The organism is Chryseobacterium endalhagicum (assembly GCF_016745235.1).
GTDB classification, from domain to species: Bacteria; Bacteroidota; Bacteroidia; order Flavobacteriales; family Weeksellaceae; genus Chryseobacterium; species Chryseobacterium endalhagicum.
Genome location: NZ_JAELVM010000003.1, coordinates 964,317 through 986,052 on the forward strand (window position 1 = coordinate 964,317; position 21,736 = coordinate 986,052).

A 21,736-nucleotide genomic window follows, 5' to 3' on the forward strand; every position below is an offset into this window, starting at 1 on the left:
TAATTCTACGACTATAGATTTAAAAATCGCCGTTACAGATCACTGGAAGCCGTTTCGCAATTTTTGCAAAAACCCTGAAAAAATGAAATTTTACACTTATTTGAGAAATAGCTCCTGATTTGAGCACTCATTTTCAGATTTTTTATTCCTGATTGGGAGATTTAGTGTTTAAATTATGAAGGTTTCGGGTTTCGGGTTTCGGGATACGAGGTCCGGATGTGAGATGCGAGATCCGGGGGGTGCGAGTTTTAGGGTTGGAGTGTTATAGAGTAAAACAGCTTTAGAATCTAAGAGTGAATCCGGAAATATTAATAGAACGACAAATACCAGGTGGAGGCGCTCGAAGCCACCGGCAGCATACGTCTGATATCTGATATGTAAAACACCAACCCCATTTCAACAAAAAAAGCAGAAGTTACAACTCCTGCTTTTTGATATAATAGATTACTAATTAATGTTTTGTGTATTCCGGCTCTTCAATAATCTGAGTGGTCGGCATAAAGTATTCATTAAGCCAGTAGAAAGTCTGTCCGTTCTGCTGGATTTTTACCGCAGGATTATTTCTGTGGGTCAGCATTCTTTCAGCAAGATCCTTGTAATCTTTGAAATACTTTCTTACGGTTTCCTTCAAAACAATCTTAGGTTTCTTCCAGCCTTTCAGCTTGAATTTTGACATCAATTCTTCTTCTGAATTATCAAAACCTGTACTCAAAGCTACTGCATAAGACATCGGCTTTTCGTATAGTTCAGATTTATCCAGGAATTTCAAGGTAGGATTGTATTTCTTCAGAAGCCTGATATACTCTTTAATGGCTCTGGATTGGTTGAACCCTGGCTTTTCAGGCTCTGTTCTTAGATGAACTTCGGTATAGAAATTTTTAAGATTGTCGTATTCTGATTCGGAAATAAGAATTCCTTTTTCAATACTCGGTTTAACATCTTTCAGTTCTTTCGGAATATGCCCTTTCACAAGGAATGGGTTACCATAGTTGATCAGCTGTGCCGCAATTCCTGCAGAAACAGGATTGGTAAGACCCGGATACAGATATTTGTACTTCAGATCCACATCTGTTTTCCCTGCTCCTACTGAAGAGTGGAAGTATTCGTTAAGTGATTTATCAATCGTCTCATTATCCAGTGTAACTTGTGCAATAAGGCTGTCCACTGATTTTTTCAGGTAACCAGGCGTCGTTACATCTCCTTTTTTAGGGAAGATTACAAATCCCTGAGACATACTCTGTTTTGGATAATCCAATGAAAAGAATCCGGCATCACCTTCTACAAGGCTGAAATTATTTTTAGTAAGAACATCATTCTGATTAATGATCTTCTGTTTTTTAAGTTCTGCAATATTTTTTGCGGTATTGGTTACCACATTCTCAGCCATCAATACAAAATCATTGTATGTATCGGATGATCTCGCGCTGGTCTGGAACATGATCACTCTGGCCTGTGCCTGGGTAAGAGAACTGATCACGCTGTACATATTTCCGCTCTGGTTGGCAGAAGTTCCTACTGTTACCACGATATTGGTTTCATCCGGAACATTGGCCAAAAGGTTTCCTGCAGCAGTAAGTGCTTCCCCTACCGGCTGGTATCCGCTGTTGCTGGCACAGTTCATCTCATTGGTTCTCTGATCGATGAAAGCGGTAATTTTGTTATAGTCCGTACTTAGATTGGAAGCCAGAACATTCTCTCCACATGGATTATTTTTGTATAAAACCACTCCGTATTTCACTCCGTTAAAGTAAGAAGGCTTTTCAAATCTAAGCTGAAGATCCTGCAGAAGTGATTTTACGATAGGGGCATACGGTGCATTAGGAGCACTTACATCTAAAGCAAAAACGATATTGATATTTTTATCTCTTTCCGTGATTTCTCTATAACGGTTAAAGTAAATAGGCTCTCCCAAAACATTGAATATATAGTTTTTGCTATAATCCAGGATATTGGTAAAATATTTTGTTTTGGAATCCGGTGTCGGAGCTTCATTCAATGCTAAGTTTACAGGATAAATGTTTTCAAGAGGTGTTCTCTTGTTGACATCCGTAAGAAGTATTGCTGTTCTGCTGCCATCATCCATTCCACCAGGATATCCTTCATGTATTCCTAATTCGGTGTCGGTAATTCCGGTATCATTTTTAAGTTTAATGGCAGAACGCTCGCCCCATGCAGAGATTACGTTGGCACTTACCCATCCGTAAAGGTTCGTACTGATGCTGTCTATATCAATGGAAGGTTTTTTACCTACCAGAAAACGCTTGTTATTTTCCGCCTGTTTGTAGACGTATACCATCTGTCCGTTTGGAATTTTCACATTGGCTGCTTCTATAAGACTTGGTGAGTTGAACACCATGATAGAGTCATTCTTATAGTATCTTTCTGAGCTTCTGATCACTTCACTGTTGTTCGGCACTACAGCTACTCTTACAGGATAACCCGTCTGCTCGCTTTTTAAAGAATTATTCCATAAAAGAAGATCAGATTCAGGAATCCAGCCGTATGTTTTAATGGATTTTGGAGACACTTTTTTCATTAAAGCATCCGGAACGTATTCCGCCACTTTTACCATTCCGTCTCTGTTTTTCAGAACCATTAAAGGCTCAAGAAACTTAACTTCCTTATAGGATTTCTCGTCGTTTTTATCGAGGTATGCTGTATTTCTGGAACGGTCCGAAATCACGATCCATGGAACTGATTTCTTCGGATATCCGTTGACCACCTTTGAGTTGTCCACTGATCCGTATTGCGACGGTTCTGGTGTTTTCTTATATGGCAGTTTCACCTGACAGCTCGTTATTAATACTGATAATCCTATGTAATATGCTGCTAGAGGAAATTTATTTTTCATTCCTATTTTATTTTAATGATTGGTGTAGCCGGACGTGCCGGATCGTATTATTTGCTTTGGTTAATGTCAACTTTCGTTACACAGTTCTGCTTATCATCCAGATTTACTTTTACACTCTGGATAACTACATTTTTATCAAACTGAAGCCCGGCACAGTACATATAGAAGTTGTTGGCTTTGCTGTCGCTTACTTTTACCACTGTGTTTTCATTGTTACACAGATAGGTATTCAGAAGATAATTGTAATGCATATTGAAGCTGTTTCCGTTGGCAATCTGCTGCAGGTGGTATTTGAAATCGTCATCCACCTTTTTGTAAGCATCTTCTACCGGTATTTCATCCTGTTCCAGAGAATTGTAGGCAGGAAGAATTTTGATGGTGTGGAACACCGGCTCTTCGTTTTCTTCCGTATACAAAGTAACACGGTAGTCTCCCGGCTTTTTGTATGAGTAAATTGTCATTTTCTCTTTAGCATCCGTATTTCCTGTTTCACCGAATTTCCATGCAAACTTGGTCGCTTCCGAAATAGCACGGAAGGTAACGTTCTCATTCTGCATAGCCTGTAAAGGAGCCTCAATGGTGGTGGTCATTCTTACACTGTCTTTTACTTTCTGAGGTCTTGCGGATACCATTACCGGAAAGGTTTTGGTATACTTGTTATCAATGATCAGGCTGATCAGATAATACCCAGGTTTGTTGTAAAAGTGTATGCCCGAACTTTTGTCTGAGCTCGTTCCATCTGCAAAAATCCATCTTTTGGTCTTTGCAAACTGGGTTTTGTCCTCAAACAGAAGGGTATCCCCAACAGATAATGAGGTTGGACTGACAATTCCCACAATATCATCGGCAGAATGGATCACCTTTTTCTGCAGCCATAGCGCAACGAGGGCCGCAATGAGCAGCGTTGCGATAACACCAATAATAATGTTCTTCTTGTTTTTTTGAAAATAATTCATAGTTAAGTGATTGTGATGTATTTTATTCCTTTAATGTTCCTTACTGAGTTCTTTCCCTTAATGCATTCTGCCTTTCAAACAGACGGTTCTGAGTGTCTTTGAAACCTATTCTGCAGTCTTCCACTTCTTTTTCAAATTTCTTGATATCCTCTGTAGTGGTAGAAATAACTTTTTTGTCATCATAGTACATTTTATAGAAATGGGCAATCTGTGCATAGCCGTCTTTACGGATGTCTATCACCTGATTGGCATTAAAAAAGCTGGCGATACCATTCACTCCATTCATAATATTACCCTCTTCAAATGGTTCCGGAGCTTTGTCCCTGATTCTGCTGATTCTGGCATAAGCACTGTCTACTTCCGGCTGTATCACCTTTTGCTGACGTTCAAACTCGGCTTTCTGCTTCAGACTCTCCAGCCCTCTTACATCTTCATCAGAGAATGGAGAATCAAATCCTTTTAAAAATATAATTCCAAGGAATATCATAGCTGCCAGAAGCATCAGTATTAAGTAAAAAAACTGATAGTGTCTTTCTTTTTTAGATAGTGTAATGTGACCCTGCATGTGTTTTTGTTTTTAATATTATCTTCTTCTGCCTCCTGTAAAATTCCTTGTCGGATCTTTTCTAAGCTGGCCATTGGCTCTTTGTACCTTAGACATACAGTCGTCGAGATCCCTGAGAACTCCTCTTTTTCTATACTCTACTCCGGCAATATCATTTTTCAAAGTCAGCATTGGACCTATCTGTTTCAGCAAAATAGCATAGTGCTTGAAATTATCCGCACTGTCTTTACCCATGATCAGCTTCGCATCATTGATATCATCCATAATGCTGGTTTTTAAGAAAACTTCATTCTCAACCTTATTGATGTTATATTGATTCATCCGCTCATATATTTTCTCAACCTGAGCTCTAAGAACATCGCCGCGAACCATAAGATCCCTGTAAGCATCGGCATCTTTGGTAATTCCTTCCCTTTGTATGCTGTAACTTTTAAAAAAGAGAAACAGGCACATAAAAGACACTACTGACAGAACGGCGAAAGAAAGAATAAACTTCCAAATGCCCGCTCTGACGTCAGATTTGTTTAATTTTTTTTCCCTGCTAGAAGACATATATTTGCAATTTGTTTGGCCTGTGAAAGTATAAAAAAAAAATTTTATAGGCAACACGTATTTTCCCTGAGGCTGATCCGGGAAAACCCTAATTAACCGAAGATTAATTTCAACTCTCATAAGTTTTTCCTAAATTAGACCTCTCGATTTTAAAAAACTAGGACCAAACAGATATTAAAAGGTGAGTAAACTACTATCAAATACATTACGGTTTTCTATTGCAGACAGTGATTTTTACTTCAAAAAGATCATGATCAAAACCCTTATGGAAAATCCATTCTATATGCTTCTGAATGACTGTAACAACGGGCACGAGCTTGTGAACAGAATCTACAGAAGACAGGAAGATGTGTTTATTATAGAACTGTTTATGCCGGTATTAAGCGGGATAGAGGCTATCAAATACATCCGGAAAAACAATACGGAAACTCCTATCGTTACTTATTCCAGCACTTATCAGGAAGATATGGCCGAAATCCTGTCCAAAATCCCCAATATCTATTACTGCCAGAAAAAAAGCACCATTATAAAGGATATCATTAAAGGCAGCATTGCTTCTGACGGCTTCGATTATGAGCAGTATTCCAAAGAATGGGAGCAGCAGCCACTTGCTGTGCAAAACTACATGGAAAGGCAGAAAAAGGGCCAGGAAGAGCTTAATCCTACTGAAATACAGCTGATGAAATTCTGCTACGAAGGCTACAGCAACAAAGAAATTGCAGAAAAACTGAATCTCAGCACCCGGACTATTGATACCTATATCAACAGGCTGACGGAAAAACTGGGTCTTAAGACAAAGCTTCATCTCATCCGTTTCTGCGTTGAAAATGGGTACTACAATTCCAGCATGTAGGAAGATTTAACGTAATATTAATATAGGGTAAACATGAAAACTCTAACTCTTTACACAAAAAATTTCACCACTAATTTGCTAGTATTCAATTTTTTTAACTAAATTTGCACACCTAAAATTTAAAATTAAAAAAGGAAATGACAAAGGCAGAATTGGTAAACACCATCTCAAATAAGTTGGGAACAGAAAAGAATGAAACACAGAAAGTTGTAGAAGCTTTTATGCAGGAGATCAGGACTTCTATGTATAATGGAGATAACGTTTATCTAAGAGGTTTTGGATCTTTTATCATTAAAACAAGAGCTGCTAAAACAGGAAGAAATATTTCTAAGAACACTGCAATTGAGATTCCTGCTCACAATATTCCTGCTTTCAAGCCTTCAAAATCTTTTGTGGAGAAAGTAAAAACAAAAGTCGCAGTAAAATAAAAAATTAACTGAATATTAACTAGTTACTAAAAAATTAAAATTATGCCAAGCGGAAAGAAAAGAAAAAGACACAAGGTTGCAACTCACAAGAGAAAGAAAAGAAGAAGAGCAAACAGACATAAGAAAAAATAATCTCTTTTTCTCGAGATTTACAATATAATAATATAGTTGGTGGTTTTAATTATTTAGAGTTCACCGACTATATTTTTGTTTGCAACTATAAGATTCACGGGAAAAACAACGGCTTCTGCAGATATTTTCAAAAAGATAAAGCAGTTTCATTGTAAATGCTTATATTTAATATTATTTATCTGCTAAAAAAAGCGCCGGTTTCCTATAATCTTAATAATTTTTATCTTATAACAAAATGAAGAAAGAACTAATAGTTTCGCATGAAGATGATCTTACAAAGATTGCGCTACTGGAAGACGGAAGACTATGTGAACTTCATGAGCAAGAGGACAAAAGCGAATTTATAGTTGGAGATCTGTTTGTAGGAAGAGTAAAAAAACTGGCACCCAATCTGAATGCAGCATTCGTAAACATAGGGTACGATAAAGATGCATTTCTTCATTATCAGGATCTGGGACCTCAGTATCTTACCTACAGAAAGTTTTTAAAGGATACCATTTCCAAAAAACAGAGCACTTCAAGCTTAAAGAATTTCGAAATACAACCCGAAATTGACAAAAACGGAACCGTAGACAAAGTCATAGCAAAAGACGATCTCGTTCTGCTTCAAATCACCAAGGAACCTATCTCTACCAAAGGTCCGAGGATCTCTACCCAGGTTTCACTTACAGGACGTTTTCTGGTTCTGATCCCTTTCGACAACAAAGTTTCTATTTCCAAAAAAATCAGAACTTTTGAGGAAAAAGAAAGACTGCGAACGCTTATTGACAGCATCAAGCCTGAAGGTTTTGGCGTCATCATAAGAACGGTAGCAGAAGGAAAGAAAGTGGCGGACCTTCACAATGACATGAATCAGCTGATTCAGAAATGGGAAACCACCTTCAAAAATATCCAGAAAAGTAAAGTTCCGGCCAGGGTTTTAAGCGAAGAAGACAAAGCTTCAGCTATTTTAAGAGACAATTTCAACCAGGATTTCGTGAGTATCATCTGTGATGATGAACAGATGGTAGACGATATGACGAATTATGTAGAAGTCATCGCTCCCGAAAAAAAGAATATTGTCCAGTTTTACAATTCCCACATTCCTCTCCTCGAATATTATAACGTTGAAAAACAACTCAAGCAGAGTTTTGGAAAACACGTTAATATTCCAAGTTCAAAAGGTGCTTATCTTGTTATTGAGCATACAGAAGCACTTCACGTGATTGATGTAAATTCCGGAAATAATATTACCACCGGAGCCGCCGTAAACAAAGAGCACGCTCTGAAAGTAAACAAAATGGCAGCCACAGAAATTGCCAGACAGCTTCGTCTCCGTGATATGGGAGGCATCATTGTAATCGACTTCATCGATATGCAGAACCCCGAACACAGAAGGGATCTGTACGAACACCTGAAGGAAGAAATGAAGCGCGACAAAGCTCGCCACAAAATTCTTCCGCCAAGTAAATTTGGTCTTATCCAGATCACCAGACAAAGAAACCGTCCGGAAAAACAGATCGAGACCAAAGAAGAAAACCCGAACAAAGATGGAGAAATTGTAGCTCCTATCGTGATCGTGGAAAGAATGGGCGAAACACTCAGAAGCATCCTGCAGAAAGAGAAAGGAAAAGTTTTCCTGCATGTACACCCGTTCGTGGAAGCCTACCTTACCAAAGGCATCAAAAGCATCCAGATGAAATGGTTCATTAAATACAAAAAATGGGTAACCATCATCCCAAGGGATTCTTTCAAATATTTAGAATACAAGATTTACAATTCCAAAAAAGAAGAATTGATCGAATTTTCTAATTAAGACAAAATTTAAAACCTCCTCTCCGGAGGTTTTTTTATTATATTTGCCTCCAAAATATAACACAATGAAAAAAAATTTACTTCTTGTGCTGCTTTCCGCAGTACAAATTACTTTTGCGCAGATTATTTCTAAAGATCCTACTTTTGCTTCAAACGGCATCCACTCCATAGCAAGCACCAACAATTCTGTTGCTCCATCGAGAATGGTACAGAATTCTGACGGAAGCATTTATTTTACCTACGACAGAAACAACAGCACTACCGGAGGCCTTGAAAAATCTTTCCTGTCAAAGCTTAATGCAAACGGACTCGTAGACACCTCTTTCGGGACCAATGGAGAGCTTGAGCTGCCCTATTTTACGGATGACAGCCAGTTAAAAAAACAATCCGACGGAAAACTTGTCATTCTGAGTTCTTCAAACACCGGGCCTGCTATTTTAAGAATTCTGCCAACCGGGCAGTTCGACAGCACTTTTGGGGCTAATGGGATCTCTTCAGCAGTTCCGGCGTTGGGTGTTGACGGAAATGGAGGTTCTTATGGAATTATTCTGCAAAACGGAAAAATAATGGTTTATGGCGTTGACACTTCGGACAGTCTTCTAAGACATAGAATTTACAGACTGAATGCGTCCGGAGCGATTGATACCAGTTTCGGAAATAACGGTTCTATATTCACACTCGGTACATGGTCGAACTTAACTTCTACGTTTGTTGACAATCAGTTTAATATCGTTTGCGGTCATGCCAATGGAATTATGGAAAAGTTCACTCCGGATGGACAGCCGTTAACCGGTTTTGGAAATAACGGTACGGTGCAGACCCTCTATAATTCAGGAGGAATCATGGACAGCAATAACCATATTCTTCTTACCAATTCAGTGGGACAAATCAGCAGATTCAAGCCGGACGGGACATTGGACAGCTCTTTCGGTTTCAATCCTGCCACTCAGATTGGCTTTCCGATATGGATCTTAAGTATTGTTGAAAAAAACGGGTCCTATTATATTGGCGGGGCAAAAGAAGAAAATAACAACAACCGGTTTTTTATTTCCAAATTAAATCAAAACGGTACCCTAGATCCCGTGTTCAATTATTATGTAGAAAGCAATGCCAGCTTAAATTACATCAATGATATGATCATCAATCAAAATAATATTATTGCTAACGGAAACGGCTACATGGTAAAATATCTGTTTGCGAATACAACTTTGTCTGCAACAGAAACCTTTAAAGAAAACACCGGTATTTCCTTTGAAAATCCTGTTAAACAAAATCTGGTTTACCAATCAAAAGAAAAAGTAAGCCAAATTGAAATTTATTCGGTTGACGGAAAAATAATAAAAACACTGCATGGCAGCAATACTCATGTTTCAGAATTAGTAAAGGGAACTTATATCGCAAAAATCACTTTCGAAAATAAAAAAGTGGTGACTAAAAAACTCATCAAGAATTAATTGAATTTCTCAACTAATAAAAATTTAAACCTCCGGACCTGCATCTGGAGGTTTTTTATATTAAATTAGACCATAAATTTCTCACGATGAAAAATATTTACACAGCTGCTCTATTCCTTCTCATCATCAATTTGTTTAATGCTCAAAACACAACCGCAATCACTCTTTTCGATAAAAAACTCAATCCATTTCTCAATGTAAGGGATTTCTCAGTTTCAGAAGATGGTAATGAAGCTTTTTTCACCATACAAAGTCCCAATCAGGAAGTTTCCCAAATTGCAAGTATTAAAAAAGATAAAAACAGCTGGTCTGAACCTGAACTGCTGCCGTTTAATAACGCATATTCTTATATGGAACCCTTTTTGGCGGATAACGGAACCCGGCTGTATTTCGCATCAGACCGCCCTTTAGATAAAACAAAAACAGAGAAAAAGGATTTTGATATCTGGTATGTGGAAAGGAAAAATATAAACTCGGAATGGTCTGAGCCCGTCAATATGGGGAAACCTGTGAATTCTGATATGAATGAGTTCTTTCCATCCCTTTCTAATAATAAAAATTTATATTTCACGATGGAATCTCCCGCCGGAATGGGTAAAGACGATATTTATTTCAGCAAATGGGAAAACAACACATATTCCGAGCCTAAAATATTGGATGAGAATATCAACAGCAGCGGTTATGAATTCAATGCATTTGTTTCTAAAAAAGAAAATTTTATCCTTTTCACCAAATACAATGAAAAAGGCGGCCAGGGAAGCGGCGATCTTTATATGTCTAAAAAAGGTGCTGACGGAAAATGGCAGAAAGCTGAGAATCTGGGAACTCCCGTCAACACAAAATGGATGGAGTACTGCCCTTTTTATGATGAAAAAGAACAGGTTTTATATTTTACCAGCAGAAGAAACAATTTATCGCCTAAAAAATTCAAAAATATCTCCGATTTTCAGCAATATACCACCGAAGGCGAAAACGGGTTAAGTAAAATTTATAAAGTCCCATTTACAATACAATAATTCATTCATCATGAGTAAAGAACATCACTACAAAGCAGCCATCCAATGGACAGGAAACACAGGAACAGGCACCAGCAGCTACAGAAACTACGAAAGGAGCCATACCATTCAGATTGAAAACAAAATGCTTATTGAAGGTTCTTCTGATCCTGCTTTCAGAGGTGATAAAACCAGGCACAATCCTGAAGATCTGTTTCTATCTTCGCTTTCTTCATGTCACATGCTTTGGTATCTTCATTTCTGCTCCGAAGAAGGCATTATCGTCACCGACTACACAGATGAAGCCACAGGAATTATGACTGAAACCTCAGATGGAGGCGGACAGTTTACATCCGTCACTTTACATCCTGCAGTCACTGTAACAGAAGAATCCATGGTTGAAAAGGCAAAGGAACTTCATCACAAGGCCGGGCAGTTTTGTTTCATTGCAAGATCAGTTAATTTTCCGGTAAAACATATCCCCAGCGTGTTAGTTAAATAATTTTTATTAGAAATTAAATATCGCATAAATACCATCAATACAGAATTTTAACTATAATAACTCTAAAATAACCATTCAAAACTCCACAATAAGAGAATTATTTATCAAATAATCAATAAAAATTAAGTTTTACCATCATTATTTATGTAAAAAATTACAATTAATTGTTATTTTTATGTAAAATGTAAAGATTTTTTTATATTTTTATATAAACAAAACTAACCATGATGAAACCGAGATTAACCATTTTTGATGAGCCGCTACTGTATACAGAAGGTTTATCAAAACTGCTCTCCCAGAGCAAAATTTTTAACACGATTGACATTTGTAATTCTTATGAACCCCTATTTGAACAATTAAAAGAAGATCCTCCTGAAATCCTGGTGATCAGTTCCAATATGCTGATGCTTACCGATATTTTCAGACTCGTAGAAGACATTACCTCAAAAGACAAAAAAATCAAAATTATTGTCATAGGCAGTAGTTATGATATGATTGACATCCGGAAGCTTTTCAACAAAGGCATAAAAAGCTATCTTGACAAAAACAGCAGATATGATGAATTTCTGAAATCCATCAACGCTCTTCTGCTGAACGAGATCTACATCTGCGACAACGCAAAAGAAAGAATGATCAACTTTATCAGCAGTGAAGAGGGAAAACCCAATCCACACATTAAAGAACCATTAACACGCAGAGAAATGGAAATCCTGAAACTGATATGCGACGGCTTCAGCAGCAAAGATATTTCTGAAAAACTTTTCATAAGCATCAATACGGTAGAAACCCACCGCAAGAGGATTCTCTTAAAATTAAACGCAAAAAATTCAGTAGGAATTGTAAAATACGCCTTAGAAAACCACATTATCGACTGATGAATAACCAATTTCGATTAACTACAAAAAAATCCAAATCAAAGATTTGGATTTTTTTTGCAAGTGAATGGTGAATTTTGCTGCGCAAGTGAATGGTGAATCTATTATACTGGTGGCTTCGGGAGCCTCAGCCACCAGGTATTTGTCACTTTATTCAATGTTTTCGGATACACAAAATACAACTTTCTGGTTCTATATGACTCAAACCAAAAAACGCTCGTATTTCGTGCCCAATAACTGTATGTGGTGGCTGAGGCTCCCGAAGCCACCACAGACTTGCCTTCATTTTATACTTTCGGATTCAAACACCCAAACTTTCAAACTCTAAACACTCCAACTCACATCCCGTATCCCGAAACTAACGGTGGCTTCGGGAACCTCAGCCACCAGATATTTGTCGGTCATTCAATATTTCCAGGTTAACGATCTAAAAAACTCTCAATCCTAGAACTAGCAACTGTCAACCAGCAACTCTCTCACCCTCATATACTCTACAACTCTCCTACTCTCAAACTCAAACCCAATCCCCTACTCATAATCCGCCATTTCCCCATTACTGAACAGGGATTCCCGTTCAAGATCTGTCATCGTACTGTTGAGATCAATCACCATCACGTTTTTCTGGGAGATATTGTCATTGGAAGTGTTCGTAAAGATGATCTGGGCATTATTCGGGGAGAATCTTGGATCAAGATCATTGGTTCCGAGCGGTTTTTCGCTTTCTTCAGAGATATTGTATACGGTATCATTGATGAGATTATAGATAAAAATACGGGAATCCAGCTGGCGGTAATTTCCGCTTCCATCCTGATAACCGGCCACATCTCTTGTGTAGACAAGCATTTGTCCGTCCACAGAGAAATTCAATCCTCCTGCGGCTCCCGCCATGCCTGACAGAACGGTTTTTAAGATATTTCCGCTCATATCAATAATATAGATCCGGGTACTGTACCCGCTGTAATCATTGGTTTTTAAAGCAATTTTGCTTCCGTCATAGCTCCAGTCGCATTCGGAAATCATGCTGCCATCGGGAGTGGTGTATACCAGATTCAGCCCGCTTCCGTCTTTATTGATTCTGTATAATTTATTGAAATTCGAATAAATAATTTCCTGACCGTTCGTACTCCATGCAAAATCCATTTCATAATTATTAAATCCTGCTGCGGGTACCGAGGTGACCTTAAATGGATTGGATCCGTCAGGATTAGCCGTATAAATATGGGTACTTCCGCCTTCTGTACGTAGAAACGCGATCAGCCCGGCATTATTATTTTTCCTTGGTCTCCAGCTGTTGTAGGATGAATTCGTAAACTGGAAGCTGTTTCCCTGCTCGTCACTGGACATGATCACAAAATTTCCGTTTTGCTTCTGAACATAATGGTAGCGGTTGGCAGGAACTGTATTGGTGGTAAATTTACTGATAGAGCTTAAAACTGGCGGGTGAATGCCGTCCGAAACAGACACCTGCCAGAAGTAACTAACACCAAACTTCAAATTGGAAAGCGAATAGTGATTCGCCGCCAAATCATTAATCTGAACCACCTGGGTATCAAGATTATTTTTAATTGTTAAACTATATCTTAAAACATCTGCTGTATCGGGATCTGTAGCAGTCCACGTCAGCTCAACGTTTAAGGGCTGATTCACCGCATTGTCTACCGGACTGAGCAGCTGCGGTGCGGAAGGAGGAGAATTAAGTGATTCGTCATCATCCATTTCAAAAACCACGGTAACTACCTGGTTCTGATTCTGTATATTAACACCCTGAAAATTGGTGATATATCCTGATAGTTCGGCCTTTACAGAGTAATTCCCAACAGGCATGGCCGCAATTTCAAAAGTGCCGTCTGTCCCGCTGAAAACCGTCTGAGTAGTAGGGGCTGTAAAAATTTTGACATTTGAAATAGGCACATTGGTACCTCTTTTTACAACTTTTCCTTTCAATGATCCTGTCTGAGCCTGTTCTATAAGATCTTCATCACATGAAAACAGACAAAAAGTAAGGATGAATATGCTGAGTATTTTGATTAAAGTTTTCATAGTTCATGTTTTTATTTGTTTCCAAGGTAAAAATTGATTCCAATCGCAAACCGGAGTGCCTGATCTTTTCTTTTTCCGTTCACCATACCTTCCCAGTTGTCTTTAAAACCGATATCATATTGTGAGGAAGCGCGGATGGCGGTGTTATTCCCGACCATATATTCCAGACCGCCGCCCACCTGGCCTTTGTACTGTGGTTTGTATTTTGAAAACATGGCTCCCAGCCCGCCATAGATGTACGGACTCAATCTGTATTTTGGGAACAGCAGAAATTCGAGATTAAACTCAGGAACCACGTAATTTCTTTTGAGAATATTTTTATTTTCTAATGTGAAATAGCTTCCGCTGGCCTCAATATTGAAATTGGGACTTATAAAATATTTGATTCCCAGCTTTCCGCCCACATTCATTTCAGGATTTACATAGTCATCTTTGATCTTTTGTGCTTCAATATTCGCAAAAAAGGAAACTTTCTGTCTGTAATTTTCAGGGAATTTATTTCCAACCGTTCTGCCTGCATTTTCTTCCTGCTCTCTGTTATACTCATTAATCATTGCCTGATACCCTGTTAAGTTTTCTGAGGCTTTTCCCCATATTTTATCCCTGATGCCTTCAACAATCAAAGATCTTACGGCCTTTTCAATGGCTTCGGTCACGGCAAGCTGTACGGGTTCATTCTGAGTAAGCCCTACTTCCGCTTCCAGCAGTCTTTCCGTATCAATATATCTGAAGAAGCTTCCGTTCACGCTGGTGGAAAGAATGGTTTTGGAAATGTAAACGGTTTTCAGGATCTCGCCGTTAAGCGTAGAAACAGCACGCAAATAGATGGTGATCCTGTCCTGGCGGTACTGGGTGGACGCCCCTATTCCGAAGTATCTTGCTCCGAGGCCGCCGGTCATCACATTGCTGTCATAGGAGATCACCCCGCCTTCCAGGAGAATTCCTGCATAGAGAAGAGGCGGCAGTGCCTGGCTGTTTTTATCGGCATCTTTCATATATTCCTGTCTTGTGGACCGGATGATCTGCCTTTCGTTTAAAAGATTGGCAATATTTTCTCTTTCGATAGGGATGAACCACCGGCTGTCTTCCAGTGCCTTGATCAGAATGGTAGTGGTTCCCTGGGGCACGGCTGTACTCCAGTTGTTCCCGTTTTCAGACGGTTTATACTGGCCGGTCTGGTCTCTGAATTTGTATACGCCGATGACGATTTTTTCTTTGGGAAGAGGAAGGTTCCTCAGTTCTGCAGTGGATGGTGTGAGCTCTCCCATCGTGGATCTTTCGGGATCGGAAGGAAGCCCCAGGATCGAACTGCAGGCCTGCATGATGCACAGGAGCAACGTACAGAAAAAAATTCTGGTGTAAGTGTAAGTTGTCATGGTTAGTTTGGTTTTTAGTTATTTTTTTATTTTGGAATTACGATCTCGGACTGATCGCCTGTACTGGTATCCAAAATATTGATCAAAAGTCCCTGGGCTGTAGTAGTAATCTGCAGATAAAGCGAACCGAAAAGATAATTTCCGGGCTTAATACTGCCCTCCCCGAACTGATCTTCAAATAATTTCCTGGACAGTTCGCTCAGCACCTGCCTGTTGAGGCTCTGGCTGAAACTGTCTAAAGAATTGATGTCATCCAGCAGACTGCTGTAATCATCTTTTTCGTCAAACTGATTCTGAGCGTTTGCTGAACTTAAAAGCCACTGGTAATTAAAAGTATCACCTCCGAATGCCGGATTGACGGGCTTATAAACGAGCTGCTGAGATTTTCCGGAGAAAATACCCGCAATAAAGGTCAAAATAATGATAAAAGTTTTCATGGCGGACGTTTTTAGTAGATAAATTCATTTTTAATAAGATTTTTCCTGGTATTAAATTCTTTGATATATTTTAAGCTGGCTACCAGCTGTTCTTTGAGATAATCATCATTGGGATTGGTCATAAAACTGTAAATAACCTTGTCATCAATCTGAATGCTGATCTGGCCGCTTGTCCCACGGAGCGGAAGCTCTGAAATGGTCACTGCTCCGCTGCTTTTCTCCGGAAGCTGGCTATACTGAAGATAAAAGAGATCATAAAAATCTTTCCCGACCTTTGTTTTGGTTTCATCAATCGTAAGACCTTTCAGCTCAAAGACGGCATCTTCTTCCACTTTGGCGGTTTTCTTTTTAAACAGATCTGTATTCAGTTCCAGGCTGTCTTTGGCGACAAGTTTCTGTGTTTCTTCATCTTTTACATAGAGAAAGGCTTTCAGGGCATCTTTCTGTTCAAGATTTACATTGATCTCAGATAAAACTTTTACTTCATTGGGATTGATGGAAAATTTCCCGCTTTGCTGGTTATTGGAAAGGTTTCCTGCATTTCCTTTTTTAATGGAAATCAAAAGGTAATTGAGTTCTTTATAGACTGCGGTATTATTGGTCACCACCGCTTTGAGCCTGATCTGGTTTTCAAGGACATCACTTTCGATCTTGGCGTTCACTTTTTTATCTTCCTGCCCGTCAACTGTTGCAGACAGGAAGATAAATAAAGTGCACAGGCTCAGGGAATATAAAAGTTTCATCACGTGTGTTTTAATAATTCCTCATGAAAATAGTTTTGTTGTCGCCTTTTACATTAATCTGCATTCCGTCTGAGACACTGTTGCTTCCGGTAATATCAATAATATTGTTATTTCCCTGTGCAGTAACGGCAGTTTTGTTTTCTTTATCAGTAAAAGAATTGATAAAATAAAGCGTATTGTAATCTCCCAGCTGCTGTATGGCAATATTTGTTCTGGCATTAAGAGAAAGCTGCGCATTATTCTGGTCCCCGATCTGGATGATATGGGAACCGTAAAGTCCCTGCTGTTCGGTCTGCTGTCTTGCTATAAGTTCAATAACTGTATGGCTGTTGACCTTGTCCCAGTCTATCTGCTGTGCATGTAAACAGGTTACTGCGAAAAGTGTAAAGGCACCCCACCCCGGTTTAAACATGGTATTAATTTTTAATAAAGGTACATGAATAGAGTATCCGGAAAAACACACCCGGCAGGTAGATATATAAAATCACGGTTTCCGGGTATGCTGATCATGAAAAGCTTAAAAAAAGGAGATAACCGCAGCTACTCCTTTTTATTTTTGATTACAGTACATTGTTAGTTGGATTGGTTAATCACCATTGAGTTTCCGTTACCCATCTGAGTTCCTACATGAATGTGGGAATCTCCGCTTTGAGCCACCCAGGTAAAGTTATTGTTACCCATCTGAACATCCACTGCTGTGTTGGAATCTCCTAACTGAAGCTGATATAACTGGTTGCTGTTTCCAATCTGAACACCAATAGCTGTATTATCATCTCCTACCTGAACTGAAGCGGCAATATTATTGTTACCTGCCTGATCGTGTGTAGCACTGTTGTCATTACCATCCTGATATTGAACCAAAAGGTTGTCGTTACCTACCTGAAGGCCGCTGGCATCATTTCTTCTTCCAAGCTGGATCTGGTAAGCATCGTTTCCGTTACCGATCTGAATAGCTGAAGCATCATTTCTTCTTCCATCCTGATACTGTACTACTGCGTTTCCTATACCCAGCTGTACAGAGGATGTTTCATTTCTTCTTCCGATCTGAGTTTGTTCTGTAGAGTTAAAAGCACCAAGCTGCCAGGTTACTGCAGAGTTTCTGTTTCCCATCTGGCTTACATCATTTGTATTTCCGAGACCTGCCTGGTCCACGTCAATTGAGTTTCTGTTACCGATACTTTCTGCAGTATTGACATTGAGAACACCTACCTGATCAATGTCTGCCGTATTACGGTTTCCATCCTGTGTAAGGGTGTTGATATTTAAAAGACCTGTCTGACTAACAGTAGCGGTATTCAAGTTTCCGATCTGGGCAGTAATATCAATATTTGATTGTGCGAAGCTGAAACTCATGGCCATTAGTGTAAATACACCTGAAATAAAGTTTTTCATTTTGATAAAAATTAATTGGTTAATAGTATGACAAAGGTATAGGCAAAACCAAAATGAAAAACCACGGCTAAAGTGTAAATTTTTAAAATCACTGTTTACAGTTTTAGAAGTCACTGTTTACAGCTTTTTCCATATCACCTGTTTCAGTTACGGGGAAATACGGTATTTTAAATATTGATTTTCAAATAGATAAATAAAATAACTCTAATTTCCAACACAAATTAATCTATCTCCTCTCAAGTCTTTCAATTTTTAAATCATTCAATCCTTAAATCATTTAATGACTACCCAATGGTTAATTAATGTTAACGCCTGTTCTTTTCTTCAGTATATATTGCTAAATTTACGGTATGGAAAGTTTTGGAAAAGATTTATTGCGGAAAATAACCAATGTGGAACTGCCGGGAATCAATGCCCATGGGGTATTTTCGCCGCCTTCCCGACCTGTATTTACCTATGATGAAGTGCTGGCAAAAAATCCAAAGTTTGCAGCCGTTAATATCGTTCTGTATTTAAAAGACAATGAATGGTATTTCCCTTTGATCCAAAGAACCATCAACGAGCACGACAGACACAGCGGCCAGATTTCACTTCCGGGCGGAAAACGTGAGGAAATGGACCGGGATTTTGCTGAAACTGCAGTACGTGAAACTTCGGAAGAAATTGGTATAGAAAAGCATTATATCCGGATCATCAGGGAAATGTCTCCTATCTATATTCCGCCGAGTAATTTTTACGTATATCCCTATATTTCGTATACTAAAAAGAATCCGCTTTTCGTTCTCCAGCAGAGCGAAGCAGTGGAAACCATAGAATTTCCTATCACTTCTTTCCTCAATCTTCCTGATAATCCCGAGATGATGGCCCTGCCGGGTGCCGCCGGGCATGAAGTTCCGGTGATTAATTTCAACGGGTATATTATCTGGGGGGCTACAGCGATGATATTGAGCGAGTTTAGCCAGTTGCTGAAAAAAATGTAACTTTGCACTACCGTGTTTAATTGAGAGATGGCGAAGAAAAATATTTTCACCGATGCATTCGGAACACCTTATTTTTTAAAAAGGTTGGTTATTTTTATTTTAGGAATTGTATCCTACAGAAGGTTCAACGGCTTTAATAAACTGAAGATAACCGGTACGGAACACCTTGTGGATCTTCCGGATTCCAATGTGCTTTTTGTATGCAACCATCAGACTTATTTTGCAGACGTGGCAGCCATGTATCATGCATTCTGCGCTGTGAATAACGGATATCTGGATACGATAAAAAACCCGATCTATCTGCTTAATCCAAAGATCGATTTTTATTATGTAGCAGCCGAAGAAACCATGAATAAAGGAATTCTTCCCAAGATCTTCAAGATCGCAGGTGCTGTAACGGTAAAAAGAACGTGGAGAGCGGAAGGTAAAAACGTCAACAGAATGGTAGACCTTACCGAGGTAGACAATATTATGAAAGCTCTGGACAACGGCTGGGTAGCTACTTTCCCTCAAGGTACTACATCTGCTTTTGCACAGGGACGAAGAGGAACAGCCAAACTGGTCAAAAACCAGCGCCCTATCGTGATCCCTATCAAGATCAACGGGTTCAGAAGGGCATTTGACAAAAAAGGCCTCCGTGTAAAGGTTACAGGCGTAAAACCTACCATGGAATTCAAAGCACCTCTTGATATAGATTACGACAACGAAAAAGCGCCTGAAATTTTATTGAAGATCATGACTGCTATAGAGCAGACGGAAGACTTCAATGTACTGCACAATTATGATGAAGAACTTAAAGCTAAAAAATTAGAACAAAAGGACTCAAATAATTAATAGTAAGTAAAAATTATGAACAAAATATTAGGGATCATATTCGCGGTCATAGTATTAGTTTCGTGTAACAGCCAGAAGGTGTATTCAGATTTTGACATCAGCTTTTCAAGAAGCGGTGGTTTTGCCCCGGTATATGAGAATTTGCTGGTCAAAGGAAACAATGCCCATTATTCCTATGAAGGTCAGGGGAAAAAGTTCAGACAGGACTTTAAAATCTCCAGTGAAGACCTGAAGAAGCTGAACCAAACCCTTTCCCAGAATAATTTCAGAAGGATACAGGAAGACCGTAAAAAACTGTATGATAATGTAAGTACTTCCATCAACATCAAGAAAGGCCCGAATGAAGGCAGCAAGACTGATGCAAGTATGATCATGCCGAACTTTACGACCAACTGGAACAATATCGTGAATGCTTTCCAGGAAATCATTAATAACAATGTAAAAAAACAGTAAATACAATTGAAAACCCACTTCATTGCTATAGGCGGAAGCGCCATGCATAATCTTGCTATTGCGTTAAAAGACAAAGGATATCAGGTGACCGGTTCAGATGATGCTATTTTCGAGCCTTCCAGATCCAGATTGGAAAACAAAGGAATTCTGCCTCAGGAAATGGGCTGGTTCCCGGAAAAGATCACTGCGGATATTGATGCCGTGATCCTTGGAATGCATGCACATCAGGACAATCCTGAGCTGGCAAGAGCAAAAGAGCTGGGTTTAAAGATTTATTCATACCCTGAGTTTCTTTACGAGCAGTCGAAAAACAAAACCAGAGTAGTTATCGCCGGTTCACACGGAAAAACAACGATTACTTCGATGATCCTCCACGTTCTGAACTTTCACCGGAAAGATGTAGATTTTATGGTGGGTGCTCAGCTGGAAGGCTTTGACTGTATGGTAAAACTAACCCAGGACAACGATTTCATGGTGCTGGAGGGTGATGAATACCTTTCCTCTCCTATCGATCTGCGTTCAAAATTTCTTCTGTACCAGCCGAATATTGCTTTAATGAGCGGTATTGCCTGGGACCACATCAATGTATTCAAAACGTTTGATGATTATATCGATCAGTTCAGAAAATTTGTAGCGAGCATTACGCCAGGCGGTGTTCTGGTGTACAATGAAGAAGATGCCGAAGTGGTAAAAGTAGTGGAAGCCGCTGAAAATTATTTCAGAAAAATCCCTTACAAAACCCCTGAATATGAGATCAGCAACGGAAAAGTATATTTAAAAACCGAAATGGGCGACGTTCCGCTTTCTGTTTTCGGTGCCCACAACCTTCTGAATATGGAAGGCGCAAGACACATCTGCCAACAGCTGGGAATCATGGATGAGGCTTTTTATGAGGCTATCATGAGTTTTAAAGGTGCTTCAAAACGTCTTGAAAAAGTAGAGAGAGAAGATCACGGAACATTATACAAAGATTTCGCCCACGCGCCAAGCAAAGTAAAGGCAACAGTGAAGGCATTCCAGGAACAGTTTAAAAAGGAAAAGAAATACGGTTTCCTTGAGCTTCACACCTATTCCAGCCTGAATCCTGTTTTCCTTGAGCAGTACGACCACGCGATGGACGGATTGAATGAAGCCATAGTTTTCTATTCTGAAGATGCTTTAAAAATCAAAAGAATGGAGCCTATTTCTCCGGAATTCATTAAGGAAAAGTTTAAAAATAATACTTTAAGAGTGTTCACCAATGCTGAAGAACTTCATGCCTATTGGGAAACTTTAGACAAAACAGACGGCGTTTTCCTGATGATGAGTTCAGGGAATTTCGGAGGTCTTAATCTGACGAGGTGATGTGATGATTTGGTGATGTGATAATTTGATGATGCGATGATGTGATGATTTGAAAATTTCAGGTAATTATCTATTTCAGGTTTTCTAAACATAAAACAAAGAGGCTGTCTCAAGTGAGACGGTCTTTTTTTTGATTAATTTTCAATACAAAGTTTCCATTAACAAATGATTGAATTAAGT

Annotated in this window: 21 protein-coding genes; 11 read left to right on the plus strand and 10 right to left on the minus strand. The window is 39.1% G+C overall.

The window, feature by feature from the left end:
• Nucleotides 1-451 precede the first annotated feature (451 nt).
• Genes tssR through tssO form a run of 4 tightly spaced genes read right to left on the minus strand, consistent with a single transcriptional unit; the run spans nucleotide 452 to nucleotide 4,924 of the window.
• The gene (gene tssR, locus JET18_RS19875) at nucleotides 452-2,851 is read right to left on the minus strand and encodes a type VI secretion system protein TssR domain-containing protein (RefSeq protein WP_202094089.1); all 2,400 of its coding nucleotides are present in this window, start codon (nucleotides 2,849-2,851) and stop codon (nucleotides 452-454) included.
• A 47-nt stretch (nucleotides 2,852-2,898) separates the two neighbouring features.
• Complete coding sequence (locus tag JET18_RS19880; protein ID WP_202094092.1) at nucleotides 2,899-3,807, minus strand: PKD domain-containing protein; 909 nt, start codon at nucleotides 3,805-3,807, stop codon at nucleotides 2,899-2,901.
• Between the two features lie 40 nt (nucleotides 3,808-3,847).
• Complete coding sequence (locus JET18_RS19885) at nucleotides 3,848-4,372, minus strand: type VI secretion system transmembrane protein TssO (protein ID WP_202094094.1); 525 nt, start codon at nucleotides 4,370-4,372, stop codon at nucleotides 3,848-3,850.
• An 18-nt stretch (nucleotides 4,373-4,390) separates the two neighbouring features.
• Nucleotides 4,391-4,924 (minus strand): type VI secretion system TssO, encoded by a 534-nt coding sequence (gene tssO, locus JET18_RS19890; RefSeq protein WP_202094096.1) that lies wholly within the window; start codon nucleotides 4,922-4,924, stop codon nucleotides 4,391-4,393.
• Between the two features lie 181 nt (nucleotides 4,925-5,105).
• Between tssO and JET18_RS19895 the strand changes: the two genes are divergently transcribed.
• The 7 genes from JET18_RS19895 (at nucleotide 5,106) to JET18_RS19925 (ending at nucleotide 11,957) form a co-directional block, all read left to right on the plus strand.
• Nucleotides 5,106-5,777: a LuxR C-terminal-related transcriptional regulator gene (locus tag JET18_RS19895; RefSeq protein ID WP_202094098.1), complete on the plus strand. Its 672-nt coding sequence runs from the start codon at nucleotides 5,106-5,108 to the stop codon at nucleotides 5,775-5,777.
• Nucleotides 5,778-5,914: 137 nt separating this feature from the next.
• The gene (locus JET18_RS19900; protein ID WP_002984212.1) at nucleotides 5,915-6,205 is read left to right on the plus strand and encodes an HU family DNA-binding protein; all 291 of its coding nucleotides are present in this window, start codon (nucleotides 5,915-5,917) and stop codon (nucleotides 6,203-6,205) included.
• 367 nt (nucleotides 6,206-6,572) lie between these two features.
• The gene (locus JET18_RS19905; protein WP_202094100.1) at nucleotides 6,573-8,132 is read left to right on the plus strand and encodes an Rne/Rng family ribonuclease; all 1,560 of its coding nucleotides are present in this window, start codon (nucleotides 6,573-6,575) and stop codon (nucleotides 8,130-8,132) included.
• Nucleotides 8,133-8,196: 64 nt separating this feature from the next.
• Complete coding sequence (locus JET18_RS19910) at nucleotides 8,197-9,585, plus strand: T9SS type A sorting domain-containing protein (protein ID WP_202094108.1); 1,389 nt, start codon at nucleotides 8,197-8,199, stop codon at nucleotides 9,583-9,585.
• Between the two features lie 86 nt (nucleotides 9,586-9,671).
• Nucleotides 9,672-10,601, plus strand: a complete 930-nt coding sequence (locus tag JET18_RS19915) for a PD40 domain-containing protein (RefSeq protein ID WP_202094117.1) — start codon at nucleotides 9,672-9,674, stop codon at nucleotides 10,599-10,601.
• A 10-nt stretch (nucleotides 10,602-10,611) separates the two neighbouring features.
• A complete protein-coding gene (locus JET18_RS19920) occupies nucleotides 10,612-11,082 on the plus strand; it encodes an OsmC family protein (protein ID WP_202094119.1) in 471 nt (156 codons plus the stop codon).
• Between the two features lie 224 nt (nucleotides 11,083-11,306).
• Nucleotides 11,307-11,957, plus strand: a complete 651-nt coding sequence (locus tag JET18_RS19925; RefSeq protein WP_228728599.1) for a response regulator transcription factor — start codon at nucleotides 11,307-11,309, stop codon at nucleotides 11,955-11,957.
• A gap of 528 nt (nucleotides 11,958-12,485) precedes the next feature.
• Here the strand turns inward: JET18_RS19925 and JET18_RS19930 are convergent.
• The 6 genes from JET18_RS19930 to JET18_RS19955 form a co-directional block, all read right to left on the minus strand.
• The gene (locus JET18_RS19930; protein ID WP_202094123.1) at nucleotides 12,486-13,997 is read right to left on the minus strand and encodes a carboxypeptidase-like regulatory domain-containing protein; all 1,512 of its coding nucleotides are present in this window, start codon (nucleotides 13,995-13,997) and stop codon (nucleotides 12,486-12,488) included.
• Nucleotides 13,998-14,008: 11 nt separating this feature from the next.
• On the minus strand, nucleotides 14,009-15,373 hold the full coding sequence (locus JET18_RS19935; protein ID WP_202094125.1) for a CsgG/HfaB family protein: 1,365 nt from the start codon (nucleotides 15,371-15,373) through the stop codon (nucleotides 14,009-14,011).
• A 26-nt stretch (nucleotides 15,374-15,399) separates the two neighbouring features.
• Nucleotides 15,400-15,810: a curli production assembly/transport component CsgF gene (locus JET18_RS19940; RefSeq protein ID WP_202094126.1), complete on the minus strand. Its 411-nt coding sequence runs from the start codon at nucleotides 15,808-15,810 to the stop codon at nucleotides 15,400-15,402.
• A gap of 11 nt (nucleotides 15,811-15,821) precedes the next feature.
• Nucleotides 15,822-16,553 carry a curli-like amyloid fiber formation chaperone CsgH gene (csgH, locus tag JET18_RS19945; RefSeq protein WP_202094128.1) on the minus strand — a complete coding sequence of 244 codons (732 nt, stop codon included), beginning with the start codon at nucleotides 16,551-16,553 and terminating at the stop codon, nucleotides 15,822-15,824.
• A gap of 10 nt (nucleotides 16,554-16,563) precedes the next feature.
• On the minus strand, nucleotides 16,564-16,965 hold the full coding sequence (locus JET18_RS19950) for a hypothetical protein (RefSeq protein ID WP_202094129.1): 402 nt from the start codon (nucleotides 16,963-16,965) through the stop codon (nucleotides 16,564-16,566).
• 161 nt (nucleotides 16,966-17,126) lie between these two features.
• A complete protein-coding gene (locus JET18_RS19955; RefSeq protein ID WP_202094131.1) occupies nucleotides 17,127-17,945 on the minus strand; it encodes a hypothetical protein in 819 nt (272 codons plus the stop codon).
• Between the two features lie 350 nt (nucleotides 17,946-18,295).
• Here JET18_RS19955 and JET18_RS19960 point away from each other — a divergent pair, with 350 nt between their 5' ends.
• The 4 genes from JET18_RS19960 to JET18_RS19975 are packed head-to-tail and all read left to right on the plus strand — an operon-like array spanning nucleotide 18,296 to nucleotide 21,556.
• Nucleotides 18,296-18,925 carry an NUDIX hydrolase gene (locus tag JET18_RS19960; RefSeq protein WP_202094133.1) on the plus strand — a complete coding sequence of 210 codons (630 nt, stop codon included), beginning with the start codon at nucleotides 18,296-18,298 and terminating at the stop codon, nucleotides 18,923-18,925.
• 27 nt (nucleotides 18,926-18,952) lie between these two features.
• Nucleotides 18,953-19,759, plus strand: coding sequence for a lysophospholipid acyltransferase family protein (locus JET18_RS19965; protein ID WP_202094135.1), 807 nt, complete (start codon nucleotides 18,953-18,955; stop codon nucleotides 19,757-19,759).
• 15 nt (nucleotides 19,760-19,774) lie between these two features.
• Entirely contained in the window at nucleotides 19,775-20,212 is a 438-nt protein-coding gene (locus tag JET18_RS19970) for a hypothetical protein (protein WP_202094136.1), read from the plus strand.
• A 6-nt stretch (nucleotides 20,213-20,218) separates the two neighbouring features.
• Nucleotides 20,219-21,556 (plus strand): UDP-N-acetylmuramate--L-alanine ligase, encoded by a 1,338-nt coding sequence (locus JET18_RS19975; protein WP_202094137.1) that lies wholly within the window; start codon nucleotides 20,219-20,221, stop codon nucleotides 21,554-21,556.
• Nucleotides 21,557-21,736: the final 180 nt, after the last annotated feature.

Excerpts from the sequence above, each read along its gene's own strand:
- csgH (WP_202094128.1), bottom strand. The coding sequence starts at position 16,553 with ATGAAACTTTTATATTCCCTGAGCCTGTGCACTTTATTTATCTTCCTG.
- JET18_RS19940 (WP_202094126.1), bottom strand. The coding sequence starts at position 15,810 with ATGAAAACTTTTATCATTATTTTGACCTTTATTGCGGGTATTTTCTCC.
- JET18_RS19935 (WP_202094125.1), bottom strand. The coding sequence starts at position 15,373 with ATGACAACTTACACTTACACCAGAATTTTTTTCTGTACGTTGCTCCTG.
- JET18_RS19950 (WP_202094129.1), bottom strand. The coding sequence starts at position 16,965 with ATGTTTAAACCGGGGTGGGGTGCCTTTACACTTTTCGCAGTAACCTGT.
- tssR (WP_202094089.1), bottom strand. The coding sequence starts at position 2,851 with ATGAAAAATAAATTTCCTCTAGCAGCATATTACATAGGATTATCAGTA.
- JET18_RS19905 (WP_202094100.1), top strand. The coding sequence starts at position 6,573 with ATGAAGAAAGAACTAATAGTTTCGCATGAAGATGATCTTACAAAGATT.
- JET18_RS19955 (WP_202094131.1), bottom strand. The coding sequence starts at position 17,945 with ATGAAAAACTTTATTTCAGGTGTATTTACACTAATGGCCATGAGTTTC.
- JET18_RS19885 (WP_202094094.1), bottom strand. The coding sequence starts at position 4,372 with ATGCAGGGTCACATTACACTATCTAAAAAAGAAAGACACTATCAGTTT.
- JET18_RS19925 (WP_228728599.1), top strand. The coding sequence starts at position 11,307 with ATGATGAAACCGAGATTAACCATTTTTGATGAGCCGCTACTGTATACA.
- JET18_RS19920 (WP_202094119.1), top strand. The coding sequence starts at position 10,612 with ATGAGTAAAGAACATCACTACAAAGCAGCCATCCAATGGACAGGAAAC.
- JET18_RS19965 (WP_202094135.1), top strand. The coding sequence starts at position 18,953 with ATGGCGAAGAAAAATATTTTCACCGATGCATTCGGAACACCTTATTTT.
- JET18_RS19915 (WP_202094117.1), top strand. The coding sequence starts at position 9,672 with ATGAAAAATATTTACACAGCTGCTCTATTCCTTCTCATCATCAATTTG.
- JET18_RS19930 (WP_202094123.1), bottom strand. The coding sequence starts at position 13,997 with ATGAAAACTTTAATCAAAATACTCAGCATATTCATCCTTACTTTTTGT.
- tssO (WP_202094096.1), bottom strand. The coding sequence starts at position 4,924 with ATGTCTTCTAGCAGGGAAAAAAAATTAAACAAATCTGACGTCAGAGCG.
- JET18_RS19910 (WP_202094108.1), top strand. The coding sequence starts at position 8,197 with ATGAAAAAAAATTTACTTCTTGTGCTGCTTTCCGCAGTACAAATTACT.
- JET18_RS19970 (WP_202094136.1), top strand. The coding sequence starts at position 19,775 with ATGAACAAAATATTAGGGATCATATTCGCGGTCATAGTATTAGTTTCG.
- JET18_RS19960 (WP_202094133.1), top strand. The coding sequence starts at position 18,296 with ATGGAAAGTTTTGGAAAAGATTTATTGCGGAAAATAACCAATGTGGAA.
- JET18_RS19900 (WP_002984212.1), top strand. The coding sequence starts at position 5,915 with ATGACAAAGGCAGAATTGGTAAACACCATCTCAAATAAGTTGGGAACA.
- JET18_RS19880 (WP_202094092.1), bottom strand. The coding sequence starts at position 3,807 with ATGAATTATTTTCAAAAAAACAAGAAGAACATTATTATTGGTGTTATC.